The following is a 12,965-nucleotide window of genomic DNA, read 5'->3' as shown; positions in this document are numbered from 1 at the left end:
GAATCGGTCTGTAGCATCGGGTGCAAACCCCCCACGTATTTATCCCCCGCCGTAGAACCCTCTCTATCGAATAATGAGCCTGTCTGCACATTTCCGCATTACGCGCCCTCATAACGCCGTCGTTGCCGGCCTCGCCGCCGCCCTCGGCTACCTGATCGCCACCGGGAGCCTCGTTCCCGGGGTCCTCCTGCTGGTAGTGATCGTTGCATGCATTACCGCCGGCGGCAACGTCCTCAATGACGTCTTTGATATAGATATTGACCGGATTAACCGGCCTGACCGGCCGATTCCGTCCGGTGCGATGACCCTCGGCGGCGCGCGGCTATTCGCCGTTGTTCTCTTTCTGGTGGGGGTCACCACTTCGTTCTTCACCAATCTGCTCTGCCTCGGGTTCGCGGTCGTCAACACCCTCATCCTCATCGCCTATGCAGTCCGGCTCAAAAAAACCCCGCTCTTCGGGAACATCGCCGTCGCGTACCTCGCTGCGAGTGTCTTCCTCTTCGGCGGCGCTTTCGCCGGTATCGACGGAATCGTCCAGAACCTCCCGCTGGCGGCGATTACGTTCCTTGCTACCGTTGCCCGCGAACTCTTAAAAGATGCCGAGGATGTGGACGGCGATGCGGCGGGCGGAGCTCGTACCCTCCCCATGATCGTCGGCGTCCGGAAGACGGCAATTGTAGCATTCGCCTGTGCGTGCGGGGCAGTGATAGCAAGCTACCTTCCGGTCGGGAACTGGTGGGGTTTTCTGTACCTGATCGGTATCGGCGTTGTGGACCTCATCATTCTCGCCGGCGCGGGGAAGGGGTTGCTTTGCAGGACCCCTGCCTGCGTCCGGAGCTCAAAGGCGACGTCGCTCCTCCGCATTGGCATGTTCTCCGCCCTGCTGGTCTTCACCATCGCCGCACTGACCTGATGACGGGCGCATGATCCGGATGCAAGGCCTATGGAGTCGTGGTCGCGAATGCATTTTTCCTCCAAAGCCCGGGAATGAAAATTTATTATGTTCCCGGGATGAGGTTACTAGGAGATTTTCATGAAAATTTACCGGCACGGGGATACATACATCGCACCGAAGGGCTCGTTCTTCGACGGCAATGTCAGGATCGACGGCAACTTCATCGTTCCCCCGGAGACCCACTTCTGGGGCAACCTTATTGTTACGGGCAGTCTCGAGCTCGGGCCCCTCTCGACGGTCGGAGGGCGGGTGGAGAGCAAAAGGGTTGTTATCGGCCACGATACGAAGATAAAAGGAGCCGTCGTCGTGGCGGAGGATGCGACCGTCTGCGACAACGCACGGCTTTCCGCCATACGTGCCGGGGGTAATATCATCCTCCGCCCCGGGATCGTCGTTGGTGACGTCAGCAGCGACGAGACGATCTATGTCTACGGAAAGATAGCGAGTGAACGCCTAGTCGGCAGAGCTGTAAAGGTGTACGGAACCTGACGGCAGGTCGAGGCCGAGCATTGCCGCCTCGAAGACCTCGTTCCAGTTTACCAGTGTCTCCACGCACCCGTCCTTTAAATTAACGACGCCGAGAGCCGGAATCCCCATCCGATCGCACATCTCAAGCCCCTCTTTTATCTCCATCAGGCATCCGACGCCGATGATACCCTCCGGGTGGTACTTTTTGACCATCCGCTTGATGAAGGTCGACCCGGGAACGATGAAGACCTGGTATCCCGCCTCCTCGAGGCGCCGGTTCAGTTCGCCGATGCCGCATCTTCCGCATCGCATGCACCGCAGCCCCTCCGGCGTCAGGTTCGCCGGGCACCGGCTCGACCGCAGGCACTGCGGGAGGAAGACTGCCCTCTTGTCGAGAGGAACTGCAGCGAAAGCTTTGGTATTCATTGCGTTATGGAGTTTGACAAAGAACGTCAGCAGATCTTTGTCGTCGATCCCGAGGAGTTTGCAGATCGCTCGAACCAGCCCCTCCATGAGCACCATGCCGGGTTTCAGGATCCGCGGAAAGTAGAATTTCCCGTTTGTAATTGAGGAGAATGCGATGATGGCAAGCCCTAAACCGGTGAGGAGCAGACCCACGAGGATCAGGATCGTGACCTCGCCGATGACGGCCATCAGCGATGTCCATACGTCGGAATTAACGATCATATCTTCTTAATACCTCCTCGCCTGGAGAGAGGCAAACGAATCGGTATAGGGCGGTCGCAGAACCCCGATCTCGGTGACGACGGCAGTGACGAGCTCGAGGGGCGTGGCGTCGAATGCGTAATTCAATACCTTAACGTTCGCAGGGACGAGCTGCTGCTCTCCGCAGTATGCGAGTTCGTCACGGCTTCGTTCTTCTATTATTATATCTTTTGCCTCGTGAATGAGATCGAAAGTTGAGAGCGGTGCTGCTACGTAGAAGGGAATGCCGTGGTGGCGGGCGGAGACGGCATGCATATAGGTGCCGATCTTGTTGAAGACCGCATCGCGGGTGATCCGGTCCGCCCCGACGATGACGAGGTCGATCGCCCCCGTCTGCATCAGGTATGCCGCGGACGAATCGGTGATCAGGGTGACGTCGAACCCCTCGTGCGCGAGCTCCCAGCAGGTCAGGCGGGAGCCCTGGTTGAGCGGCCTTGTCTCGCAGGCGATCACCCGCACCGACTTTCCTGCGGCGACGGCCGACCGGATCACGCCGAGCGCGGTTCCCCATGCCCGGCATGCGAGAGCACCTGCATTGCAGTGTGTGAGCACCGTCGCTCCGTCGGGAATCAGTTCCGCCCCGAATCTGCCGAGGGTTCTGCAGGTCGCCTCGTCCTCGTCGGCGACGGCCAGCGCCTCGGCAACGGCACGACTTCGCGCCTCCCCGACGGAGGCGGCGTTTCGGATCTCTGCAAGCACCCTGTCGATCCCCCAGGCGAGGTTCACCGCCGTCGGCCGGGTGCTCCGGAGCATTTCGGCAGCCTCCTCGACCTCGTCCCTGAACCGGTTGAAATCGGTCTCCCTGCTCTGTGCCGCCGCGACGGCGACACCCATGGCACCGGCAACACCGAGTGCCGGCGCCCCCCTGATCGCAAGCCGCCTGATGGCATCGGCGAGCAGGTCGACGGTCGTGCATCGGACGACCTCGTAACGGCCGGGGAGCGCCGTCTGGTCGATATAGAGGATGCTGTTTGTCTCCCTGTCCCACGCGACCGTATATACCGTCTCGCTCATAGTCTCAGTCCGCCCGGAGCGCGTCGAGGTATGCCCGCATCGCCGCCGCACCGCCCATCGCCACGGAGTCGGGAATGTCGCGGGGTGCCGCAGCCGTCCCGGCGATGTAGATGCCCGGCCTGATGGTTCTGACGGGAGCGGTCTTCTCGTCTTCAGCGGCGAAAAATCCGGTTTCTGCCCGGGATATGCCGAGTTTCTCCGCGATCTCGTCCGCACCGGCAGCGGGTTCGATGCCAACCGAGAGCACGACGAGATCGGGGGAGAACCGCTCAACCTCGCCGGTCTCGGTATTCTCGGCCTGGAGGAGCATGTTTCCGTCGCCCACGACCACCTCCCCCGGGAATCCGCGGACGAACAGGATGCCCATCTGCTGCGCACGGTTGTAGTACTCCTCGTACCCCTTTCCATATGCGCGGATATCGTTGTAGAATATCCGGACATCCATTGCAGGATGCTTCTCTTTGACGAGCATTGCGTTCTTCATGGCATACATGCAGCAGACGCCCGAGCAGTACGGGCGGTCGACCGAGATGTCGCGTGACCCGACGCACTGCACGAATGCGATGCTTCCGGGCGCCGTCCCGTCGGAGAGTTTCTTGAGTTTTCCTCCCGTCGGGCCGCTTGCATTGATCATCCGCTCGAACTCAAGGCTCGTGATGACGTCCGGGCCTGAGAGGTAGCGCAGTTGCTCTTTCTTCCGGGCGTCGAAGGTTGCATATCCCGTCGCTACTACTATCGAGGCGACGCCGATCTCGATCGTCTTCTCCGTATCCTCGCGGAGCACCGCTTCTCGCCCGCAGACATCGTAACAGAGTCCGCATTCGATGCAGTGCTCGTTATCCTTGATGACGATGTCGGGGACTGCCTGGGGGTGGGGCTTATAGATGGCTTTCCGGACGCCTATCCCTGCATCGAACCGGTTGTAGACCTCCACGGGGCAGACCCGGACGCAATCTCCGCAGCCGTTGCACTCCGCCTCGTCGACGTAGCGGGGGTGCTTGCGGATCGTGACCGTGAACCGCCCCACTTCTCCCACGACCGATTCGACTTCGGCACAGGTGTGAATGGTGATATTCGGGTGGCGTGCAACGTCCACCATCTTTGGCGAGAGGATGCACATTGAGCAGTCGTTCGTCGGAAAGGTCTTGTCGAGCTGAGCCATGTGGCCGCCGATCGTCGGTTCGCGCTCGATCAGGTGGACACGGATATTGTGATCCGCAAGGTCGAGAGCCGCCTGGATGCCTGCGACGCCCGCCCCGATAACCGCTATCTCAGCCATGCCGGTACCTCCCTGCAAGGTCGACATACGATCGCGCATTCGCGACGATGCCCTGCCGCTGCTCGTCGGTCGTCTCCTTCACCACTTTACCCGGGACGCCGAGGACGAGGGATCCGGGGGGGATCTCCTTGCCCTCGGTGATGACCGCCCCGGCGCCGATGACGGAGCCTTCACCGACAAGCGCACCGTTCAGCACAATCGCCCCCATCCCGACGAGGACGCGATCCCGGATCGTGCAGCCGTGCAGGATGGCGCCGTGGCCGACCGAGACCTGCGAGCCGATGGTGACCGGGTATCCGGTCGTCGTGTGGACGACGGCGTTATCCTGAATATTCGACTCCGCCCCGATGGCGATACGGTCTTTATCGGCACGGACGACTGCACCGAACCAGACGTTCGCATCGTCGCCGAGCGTGACGTCTCCGATGACCGTTGCATTCTCGGCGATGAAGACCCGTGAACCTGCAACAATGCCGCTCTCCATAGTACGTCTACTATTCGATGCGGTCATACAAAATGCTCTCCATTCCGGAGGGTGGAAGGCCGGATGCAGTTCTCCGTGGTGTCCGCCGCCCGGGGTGGCCGACGAGCCTTTCCGGATCACTACCCATAAGGCTCACCAAGGACAACCATTCTGCATCATGAGAGTGATGGTCGGAGGGACGTTCGATCCCCTGCACGCCGGGCACCGTAAGCTGCTCACCCGTTCATTCCAGGTTGCAGGGCAGGACGGCCTTGTGACGATCGGTATAACGACCGACGAGTTTGCAGGAAGCAAGATCCATCCCGTCCGGCCGTTCGAGGAACGGAGACGTGACGTCGAGGAGTTCATCCGGGAGAACGATTTTGCGGCCGGATGGATGATCGAGCCGCTCTCCGACCGCTACGGCTCTGCACTCGAGGCGGATTTCGACGCTCTCGTCGTCTCGGAGGAGACGTTCCCCGTCGCCGTCGAGATAAACGAACTCCGTAGGAACCGGGGGCGAAAAAAGGTGGATATTCACGAGATCAGCTGCGTGCTCGCCGAAGACGGTAGAAGGATCTCGAGCACGCGGATCTACCGGGGCGAGATCGACTCGTGCGGTCAGCTCGTCAGATGATGTGGCCTGCGATATCGGTCTTGATCCACCAGTCGCAGTAGAGGCAGTGCAGGCCTTTTTCGAGCACCTCAAAAGTGCTCTCCACCGGCTCGTTCGTGTTGGTGATACAACCGGGGTTCGGGCAGCGGACGACACCCCGGAGGATCTTCGGGATCTCGACGCCTTTCTTCTCGACGACCAGATACTCCCGGATGATGTTGATCTTCGCCTGCGGAGCGATCAGAGCGATCCGGTCGACCTCCTCTTTACGAAGCTCGCGGTTCTCGATTTTGACGATATCTTTCTTCTCCATCCGGTGGCTTGCCACGTTGGTCGCGACGCTCAGCGACTCCGTCGTCGACCCCGTGATCCCGAGGATCTTCAGCACATTGAGCGCCTCGCCTGCAGTGATATGGTCGATCACGGTGCCGCTCCGGATGGGGCTGATGAGCAGGCCTTTCACGGGACTCGCTTCGTCGTTCATTTCATCACCTCGTGGAGGAGTGCCATTCTGACCGGCACCCCGTTTCGTGACTGTTCGAAGTAACGTGCATATGGAAGGCCGTCCACCCCGGAATCGATCTCGCCCGCCCGCGGCAGCGGATGCAGTACCATCAGATGCTCCTGCACGTCCTCAAGGAGATCCGGCGTGATCCGGTAACTCGATGCAACGTTGTAGTACGATGCTGAATCGGGGAAGCGCTCCCGCTGGATGCGGGTGACGTAGAGAACGTCGAGTTCTGCGACGATATCGCTGACATCGTCGTGTTGGATGACCTCCATCCCCCGCTCGCGCAGTTCGTGGAGGATATTCGCCGGGAGTTCGAGTCCTCCCGGCGCGATGGTATGTATGGTCGCCCCGTAGAGGGAGAGGGCGTAGGCGAGTGAGTGCGCCGTCCTGCCGTAGCGGAGGTCGCCGAGCATCCCGACGTTTATCCCGTCGATCGGCATCGACTGGCGTATCGTGTAGAGGTCGAGGAGGGTCTGGGACGGGTGCTGGCCTGCACCATCGCCGGCGTTGATGACCGGAACGGTTGCAAACTCGCTCGCGAGCCTGGCCGCTCCCTCTTTCGGGTGCCGGAGGACGATGGCGTCGGCATAGCCGCTCACCACCCGAATGGTATCGGCAAGTGTCTCTCCCTTCACGATGGAACTTGCTTCGACACTGTCGACGCTGATCGACTTGCCGCCGAGCCGTGCCATGGCCGTCTCGAACGACATCCTGGTACGCGTACTGGGCTCAAAGAAAAGGAGGGCGAGCAGCTTCTCTTCGAGAGCGTGCCGGTCGTATGTGCGGGTATCGAACTCGCCTGCCCTCTCAAGCAGATAGTCGATATCCCTCCGTGTATAATCTCTGATCGAGATGATATGGTTCGTCATGCCTTATCTTCCGGGGAGTCGTGGGCAGCAGGTGAGAGGATCGGCGTTTTCTTCCATTCTCTCTCACGGAATATGTCCTCTATAACGTATCGCCCTCCCCCATAATAGAGTGATGGCACATCCACACACTCCGATCGCAACCTTTGTCAGATACCGAAACAACCTACCTGAACGGAGATATGTGAAATGCCGGAGATCGAAGGCGAGTACGCACCCGAGACCTGTTGCCACTGCGAGGGGCTCGGGTGCCTCTACTGCAATAAAAAGGGCGTTGTCATGGTATTGCAACCGTCACGGAAATGCTCGCACTGCGGGGGAGACTGCTGCATCTACTGCGGCTATACCGGATGGGAGCATCCCCTGCGCGAAGAAAAAGGGAGACGGTGCTGAAACTATTTTCGGGCGACTGTGATGTATCCGCTGTGGCCGACCCTGGTGGACGGCCGCGTCCCCCGCCCTGAGCGGACGAGTTCCCGCTCCATGCACTCGTAGGCGTGCACGTCCCGGAAGAGGGACTGTGCCGCATCGAGGACGATGAACGTATGTTCGAGGAACGGCGTGTAACTCGCGAGGTAGCCGCCCGGTTTGAGCAGGGTGTACGCGTGCTCGACGTGCGCCGCCGAAAGACCCATATCGAGATGGACGACATCGTACTGGCCGCCTGCCTCTAAGACGTCGCAGGCGCGCACCTCGACGTTTTCAAGACCGGCGCTTTCGACGTTCTTTCTTGCAAGCGCTGCGAACTCAGGCCGCACTTCGCAGGTGACCACCTTGCGGGCGATGTTCCCGAAGTATATGGCTGCAATGCCGCTCCCTGTTCCTGCATCGAGCACCTCGTCCCGGCGGTTCATGCCGGTATAGGCGATCACCATGCCGATATCTTTCGGGAGCATCGGCGCACCGCTCCTCCTGGCATGGGTGAAAAAGTCCGTCGGCCGCGGGCGGAGGATGGTAAATGCCACATCCTTGTGCGTTCTGATGACGTCGCCGGGTGACGCACCGACGAGTGTCGAGAGATCCAGCGTCCCGAGGTCCGTGCCGAGTTCTCCAGCCCCTGCCTTTACATAATACTCCCGCTTCTCCCCGACAAGGAGGAGGCGTTCGCCTTCCTCGATCATTGCTGCGCAAGTTTCAGAATGGCTTCGGCGATATCGCCCCTGGTCTCGGTGAGCGCGGCGCGTGCAGCCTCCTCGGTGACGCCCGTCTGGGAGGCGACGAGAGCTACGTCTTCGGCAGGAATCTCCGGCGCGGCCTCTTCGAACCGTGCGTCGCCGGTGAGCTGATAGGTGGTCACACCCTGCATCTTCGTCGCCACCACTTCGGCGTTGTCGAAGACGTAGTTGCCGTTTGGAGTATAGATGACGACCTTCTCGACGTCCTCTATCTGCTCCATCTCCATGCCCATCTGCTTCATCATCTGCTTCATTTTCTTTGGATTTATGTTTGGAAACATTCGAAATCCCTTCCCTGTCGTACTTTTACCGCTACACCATAATTAAATGCCAGCATCTCCGCCCCGCCGAGGAGGGCGACACCGGTGGCAACGAGCGTATCGCCGTCTCCGACGACGAGTACTTCATCTCCCGCCCGGATGCCGGGATCTGCCCCGACGATGTGCTTTGCCATCGCGTTCTTTCCTGCCGCGACAAAAGGCGTTACATCCTCCCGGATCGTCACGCGGTATGCAGGTGCCCGGCATGCGGGCATGAGGCGCGATGCTCCGGCATACCCGAGGGTCAGCCTTCCGTCCTGTGCACGGACGGTAGCAAGGCGGGTTTTGCCGAGGAGTATCTGGCGGATCCTCCCTGTGGTGGAGAGCTGAAACTCACACTCGTCGGGAAAGACGGCTGCACCTGCACCGTTGCCGAACTGAAAATCAGCAATGGTGCGAACTCTGCGAAGTAAACTGTTCTTCGAGCACTCGATTGACACGATTGATAAACTCCTGTTCCTTCTCTTTTGGTATATACGCACCTGCCGCTATCCGGTGCCCTCCGCCGGCACCGCCGACCTCCTCCGACGCCCGCACCATCGCATCCTGGAGGTCGACGCCCCGGGAGAGCGCCCACTCGTTCGTCCGTGCGGATACTTTGGTCACTTCGGGATCGTCGATCATGACGCTCATGATCAGGATGGGCTTATGCCAGTCGAGTTTCGAGAGGGCCATGCCCGCTCCTATCCCGACGATCGTGTCGGGGAACCGATCGCCGGTATGGACATACTGAAGGTGCGTGAGTTCCGTAACGCCCGTATCGAGGATGTACTGGAGAAGTTCCCGTATGATGGCACGGTGATTGGTGAGCATCCTCTCTGCGTCCTGGTAGGCGGTGCCGCGGTCTCCCCGGCAGACGCTGCTGCCGATCCGTGGCTGCGTCCAGCGGCCGCAGGCATTTAAGAGGGTGGCATACTCGGAGGCGTTCCGCAGCGGCGTCCGCTCCGGTTCGTCGGGGAAGAGGTAGATCTCTCCGATGAGCCGACCGGTCTCTTTCCCGTGGGCAACGAGCTGCTGGGTCAGCGCACTGATGATCGTCTTCTTGTCCTCGAAGGAGAGTTCCTCCCAGACGAGCCAGCGCCCTTCGTCCGCCTTTAGCGTTACGTTCAGCTTCTGGAGAAAGCGAAGGGCGGCGTTGGTGCTGCCGCTGATCCCGGCGATGTAGGGGTCGTCGCTGTAGCCGAGACAGACGTGGACGGGACGGGTCGAGGTGCCGTAACAGTTGAGATCATGTCTCCGGATAACGACGTTGCCATAGGCCGCCCCGTCGAGCGCGATCTCGCGTGCGGGTCCGACGAGGCCGCACCCCTCCCTGGCCATCATATCCCCGACATTTCCCACCACGGCGAGTTTGGCAAGGTCGATGTTGCCGTTGTCGAGTTCCCTGGCGAGCATGTATGCAAGCCCGGCGGCGCTCATCTTCTGGTACCCGTGGTCGAGGCAGTTGACCTGCGTATACTCCGTCTCGCAGGGCTGGCTGACGTGGTGGTCGACGATCAGCACCTCTTCGGCAGTAAGGCCGTGCGCTTCGAGGAGGTTCTGCTGACCTGCTCCGAGATCGGTGAATAACTTGAGCGACGCATCCTTCGGAACGTGCCGCATCGCCATCGGCTCGAGCTGGCGGACGAAGACGGATCTGACGGGGATACCCTCCCGTGAGATCGCCTGTGCAAGAATCGATTCGGTACTGATACCGTCGGCGTCGATATGGGAGATTATCGTCACCTCATCCGCATCGCGTATGGTCGCTGCGCCTCTCCTGATATCGTCGCCGAGTCCCATCTCCTTAGAGTATGGGTCCTGTCTGCCAATAAATTCTGGTATCACCCCGTGGGTTGGCAAGACGGTGTATTTCGGATTCACAAGGTTTCTATGGCATGCCGCTCATAGCACCCTCTATAGCTGCCGGGGTGTGGTCGAAACGTGAAATCTGAAGATCTGCGTGAGTTTTGCGAGGGCGGTGTGGTCGGTGCGTCCCGGATGCGGGCGATAGAGGAGAATGCCATGGCGTTCGGTCTCTCCTCCTCCCGGATGATGGAGAGCGCGGGACGGGCGCTTGCCGGGGCAGTGCTTGCATACCGGCCGGATAATGTCCTGATCCTCTGTGGAAAAGGGAAGAACGGGGGCGACGGGATGGTCGCCGCCCGGTATCTCCGGTCGGTCGCCGAGGTGCACGTTATCTACCTGGAATCCGGGGAGATGGCGCCCGAGACTGCTGCAGAACTCCTGCTGCTCCGGCATAGCGCCGTTACCCTGCACCCGATCCGGTGCACGCCGGACGTCCTGGCACTCCGTCGCCTCTTCGAGAGAGCGGATATCATCGTCGATGCACTCCTCGGCACAGGGGCCGGTGGCACGCTTCGTGAACCGCTCGGTGCCTGCGTCGAACTCGCAAACGGGAGCGGTGTACCGATCGTTGCCGCGGATCTCCCCACGCCCGGTATCCGGGCGACGCGGATCTGCTCCTTCCACCGGCCGAAGCAGGAAGGGGCGGAGATTGTGGATATCGGCATTCCGCTCGAGGCGGAGTGCTATGTCGGACCCGGTGACCTGACGCTTCTCCCGGAACGTGCATCGTCGGCTCACAAGGGTGCCGGAGGCGAGGTGCTGGTTGTGGGCGGCGGGCCGTACCAGGGGGCGCCGTACCTCGCCGCTCTCGCCGCTCTCCGGGGTGGAGCCGATATCGTGCGGGTCGCCTCTCCCGCCTTCATCCCGATGCCCGATCTCATCTACGAGCGGCTCGAAGGGACGCATATCACGGAAGATCACCTCGAGACCATCATGAGGCTCGTCGATCGTGCCGATGTGGTCGTCTGCGGGATGGGTCTTGGCACGGAGAGTCACGCCGTCGTCCAGGTGATCGCCGAAAATGCCGCACGGGCGGTCTTTGATGCGGACGCCCTCCGGCACCCTCTGCCGGTGGCGGACGAGACTATCTACACGCCGCATGCCGGGGAGTTTGCACGGATGACGGGGGGCGATATCCCCGGAGATCTCGCTTCCCGTGCCCGCACGGTGCGTTCAGCCGCAGCAAATGGCACCATTCTCCTCAAAGGTGCTGTCGACATCATATCCGACGGCACCCGGGTGCGGTTCAATCGCACCGGGACGCCGGCAATGACCGTCGGCGGGACGGGTGACGTCCTTGCAGGTCTGGCGGGTGCGCTCTTCTGCACGCTTCCGGCATTCGAGGCTGCTTCTCTTGCGGCATACGTCAACGGGCGCGCCGGAACGGCGGCTGCCGGGCACCGGGGCAATGGTATGCTCGCGACCGATCTTGTTGAATATATCCCCGGCGAATTATTCGTAAGGAAGAACTATGGTTGAGTTTACGCATATCAGGGGTGACCGCGCTCATATGGTCGATATCACCGGAAAGGCGGATGTAACGAGGGAGGCCATCGCGAAGGGCAAGATCTACCTCCGGCCGGAGACGCTTACGGCTATCCGTGAAGGGAAGGCTCTGAAAGGAAACGTGCTCGCGACGGCACAGGTGGCCGCCACCCTTGCGGTGAAAGATACGTCACGGATCATTCCTATGTGCCACCCGATCTTCCTCGGGAGTATCACTGTTGATTTTGAGGAGGGGGACGGGTACATCGAGGCGATTGCCGGAGTAAAATCATACGGGAAGACCGGTGTCGAGATGGAAGCGCTCACCGGGGTCTCCGTCGCCCTCCTGACGATCTGGGACATGGTCAAGTCCGCCGAGAAGGATGAAGACGGGCAGTATCCGGTCACGAGGATCGAAGAGATCCGCGTGGTTGAGAAGAGAAAGGGGCAGTAGGGCGCCCCTCCTCTCCCTGTTCGAATAGATACGAGCATTTATATCGTCTCCTGTCGACCTGTTAGGAACCACGGGATTCGTCCCGGGAAAGGAATGTGGCGGAAACGCTGAACCTGAGGTGAAGAAACAATGGCAAAATCAATGTATGCCTACGTACGTGAGGCATGGAAACGCCCCGATGAGTCCGAGGTCGGCGGCCTCCTCTGGGAGCGGATGCAGGTCTGGCGGCGCGAAGGAAGCATCGTACGCGTTGAGCGTCCCACCCGTATCGACCGTGCACGAACGCTCGGATACAAGGCAAAACAGGGAATCGTCGTTGCACGAGTCAAAGTCCGCCGTGGAGGTCGGAGGAAGTCCCGGTACGTCCGCGGACGCAGAACCGCCCGCATGGGTATGCGCCGGATCACGCCGGGCAAGAGCCTGCAGCGGATTGCCGAAGAGCGTGCATCCCGTAAGTTCCCGAATATGGAGGTCTTAAACTCCTACTGGGTTGGTCAGGACGGACGGCAGAAGTGGTACGAGGTTATCCTCGTCGACGGCAGCCACCCCTCGATCCGGAGCGACAGAAGGCTCTCCTGGATTACAGATCCCGTTCACCGCGGCCGTGCGGAGCGTGGAAAGACCTCCGCAGGTATGAAAGGACGCGGCATGAGCACACGGGGCAGGGGCACGGAGAAGACGCGCCCGAGCATCCGCTCCAATGCAAACCGCGGTAAATAATTACCCTTTTTTTCGAACAGATCCGATGAACGCCACTGACGCAAGTGTATGCCCCTATCCTGCCG

17 protein-coding genes are annotated in these 12,965 nt (G+C 60.6%); 7 read left to right on the top strand and 10 right to left on the bottom strand.

The features are described from left to right. The first annotated feature begins 73 nt into the window (after positions 1–73). Both ABH15_RS13085 and ABH15_RS13080 read left to right on the top strand, forming a co-directional pair. A complete protein-coding gene (locus tag ABH15_RS13085) occupies positions 74–913 on the top strand; it encodes a geranylgeranylglycerol-phosphate geranylgeranyltransferase (protein WP_128695044.1) in 840 nt (279 codons plus the stop codon). A gap of 120 nt (positions 914–1,033) precedes the next feature. Continuing rightward, positions 1,034–1,444, top strand: coding sequence for a polymer-forming cytoskeletal protein (locus ABH15_RS13080; RefSeq protein ID WP_128695043.1), 411 nt, complete (start codon positions 1,034–1,036; stop codon positions 1,442–1,444). On the opposite strand, the gene ABH15_RS13075 is transcribed toward ABH15_RS13080, so the two are convergent. Genes ABH15_RS13075 through ABH15_RS13060 form a run of 4 tightly spaced genes read right to left on the bottom strand, consistent with a single transcriptional unit; the run spans position 1,409 to position 4,926 of the window. Beyond that, positions 1,409–2,110: a DUF116 domain-containing protein gene (locus ABH15_RS13075; RefSeq protein WP_128695041.1), complete on the bottom strand. Its 702-nt coding sequence runs from the start codon at positions 2,108–2,110 to the stop codon at positions 1,409–1,411. The genes ABH15_RS13080 and ABH15_RS13075 overlap by 36 nt on opposite strands. A 6-nt stretch (positions 2,111–2,116) precedes the next feature. Beyond that, a complete protein-coding gene (gene mtnA / locus ABH15_RS13070) occupies positions 2,117–3,163 on the bottom strand; it encodes an S-methyl-5-thioribose-1-phosphate isomerase (RefSeq protein WP_128695039.1) in 1,047 nt (348 codons plus the stop codon). A 4-nt stretch (positions 3,164–3,167) separates the two neighbouring features. Then, a complete protein-coding gene (locus tag ABH15_RS13065) occupies positions 3,168–4,442 on the bottom strand; it encodes a CoB--CoM heterodisulfide reductase iron-sulfur subunit A family protein (RefSeq protein ID WP_128695037.1) in 1,275 nt (424 codons plus the stop codon). Then, positions 4,435–4,926, bottom strand: coding sequence for a gamma carbonic anhydrase family protein (locus tag ABH15_RS13060; RefSeq protein WP_128695035.1), 492 nt, complete (start codon positions 4,924–4,926; stop codon positions 4,435–4,437). The genes ABH15_RS13065 and ABH15_RS13060 overlap by 8 nt, the downstream gene beginning before the upstream one ends. 157 nt (positions 4,927–5,083) lie before the next feature. Here ABH15_RS13060 and ABH15_RS13055 point away from each other — a divergent pair, with 157 nt between their 5' ends. Continuing rightward, the gene (locus ABH15_RS13055; protein WP_128695033.1) at positions 5,084–5,542 is read left to right on the top strand and encodes a phosphopantetheine adenylyltransferase; all 459 of its coding nucleotides are present in this window, start codon (positions 5,084–5,086) and stop codon (positions 5,540–5,542) included. Here the strand turns inward: ABH15_RS13055 and pyrI are convergent. Next, positions 5,535–6,005, bottom strand: a complete 471-nt coding sequence (pyrI, locus tag ABH15_RS13050) for an aspartate carbamoyltransferase regulatory subunit (RefSeq protein ID WP_128695031.1) — start codon at positions 6,003–6,005, stop codon at positions 5,535–5,537. The two genes, ABH15_RS13055 and pyrI, sit on opposite strands and share 8 nt — an antisense overlap. Further along, positions 6,002–6,901: an aspartate carbamoyltransferase gene (gene pyrB / locus ABH15_RS13045; RefSeq protein WP_128695029.1), complete on the bottom strand. Its 900-nt coding sequence runs from the start codon at positions 6,899–6,901 to the stop codon at positions 6,002–6,004. The genes pyrI and pyrB overlap by 4 nt, the downstream gene beginning before the upstream one ends. 186 nt (positions 6,902–7,087) lie before the next feature. Between pyrB and ABH15_RS13040 the strand changes: the two genes are divergently transcribed. Continuing rightward, the gene (locus ABH15_RS13040; RefSeq protein ID WP_128695027.1) at positions 7,088–7,291 is read left to right on the top strand and encodes a hypothetical protein; all 204 of its coding nucleotides are present in this window, start codon (positions 7,088–7,090) and stop codon (positions 7,289–7,291) included. Between the two features lie 2 nt (positions 7,292–7,293). Here ABH15_RS13040 and ABH15_RS13035 read toward each other — a convergent pair whose 3' ends face one another. The 4 genes from ABH15_RS13035 to ABH15_RS13020 are packed head-to-tail and all read right to left on the bottom strand — an operon-like array spanning position 7,294 to position 10,175. Beyond that, entirely contained in the window at positions 7,294–8,019 is a 726-nt protein-coding gene (locus ABH15_RS13035; RefSeq protein ID WP_128695026.1) for a tRNA (adenine-N1)-methyltransferase, read from the bottom strand. Continuing rightward, positions 8,016–8,354, bottom strand: coding sequence for a nascent polypeptide-associated complex protein (locus tag ABH15_RS13030; RefSeq protein ID WP_128695024.1), 339 nt, complete (start codon positions 8,352–8,354; stop codon positions 8,016–8,018). The genes ABH15_RS13035 and ABH15_RS13030 overlap by 4 nt, the downstream gene beginning before the upstream one ends. Further along, on the bottom strand, positions 8,339–8,833 hold the full coding sequence (locus ABH15_RS13025; RefSeq protein ID WP_128695022.1) for a PUA domain-containing protein: 495 nt from the start codon (positions 8,831–8,833) through the stop codon (positions 8,339–8,341). Before ABH15_RS13025 ends, ABH15_RS13030 begins: the two co-directional genes overlap by 16 nt. Continuing rightward, positions 8,778–10,175: a single-stranded-DNA-specific exonuclease RecJ gene (locus ABH15_RS13020; protein ID WP_128695020.1), complete on the bottom strand. Its 1,398-nt coding sequence runs from the start codon at positions 10,173–10,175 to the stop codon at positions 8,778–8,780. Before ABH15_RS13020 ends, ABH15_RS13025 begins: the two co-directional genes overlap by 56 nt. A gap of 141 nt (positions 10,176–10,316) precedes the next feature. Between ABH15_RS13020 and ABH15_RS13015 the strand changes: the two genes are divergently transcribed. The 3 genes from ABH15_RS13015 (at position 10,317) to ABH15_RS13005 (ending at position 12,900) form a co-directional block, all read left to right on the top strand. Then, on the top strand, positions 10,317–11,720 hold the full coding sequence (locus ABH15_RS13015; RefSeq protein WP_241648125.1) for an NAD(P)H-hydrate dehydratase: 1,404 nt from the start codon (positions 10,317–10,319) through the stop codon (positions 11,718–11,720). Further along, positions 11,713–12,180 (top strand): cyclic pyranopterin monophosphate synthase MoaC, encoded by a 468-nt coding sequence (gene moaC / locus ABH15_RS13010; RefSeq protein WP_128695018.1) that lies wholly within the window; start codon positions 11,713–11,715, stop codon positions 12,178–12,180. Before ABH15_RS13015 ends, moaC begins: the two co-directional genes overlap by 8 nt. Before the next feature lie 129 nt (positions 12,181–12,309). Then, positions 12,310–12,900 carry a 50S ribosomal protein L15e gene (locus ABH15_RS13005; protein WP_128695017.1) on the top strand — a complete coding sequence of 197 codons (591 nt, stop codon included), beginning with the start codon at positions 12,310–12,312 and terminating at the stop codon, positions 12,898–12,900. Positions 12,901–12,965: the final 65 nt, after the last annotated feature.

Origin of the sequence: Methanoculleus taiwanensis (assembly GCF_004102725.1) — an archaeon.
GTDB classification, from domain to species: Archaea; Halobacteriota; Methanomicrobia; order Methanomicrobiales; family Methanoculleaceae; genus Methanoculleus_A; species Methanoculleus_A taiwanensis.
Note: the sequence above shows the minus strand (reverse complement) of the source record. Positions and strands in the feature narration are given on the sequence as shown.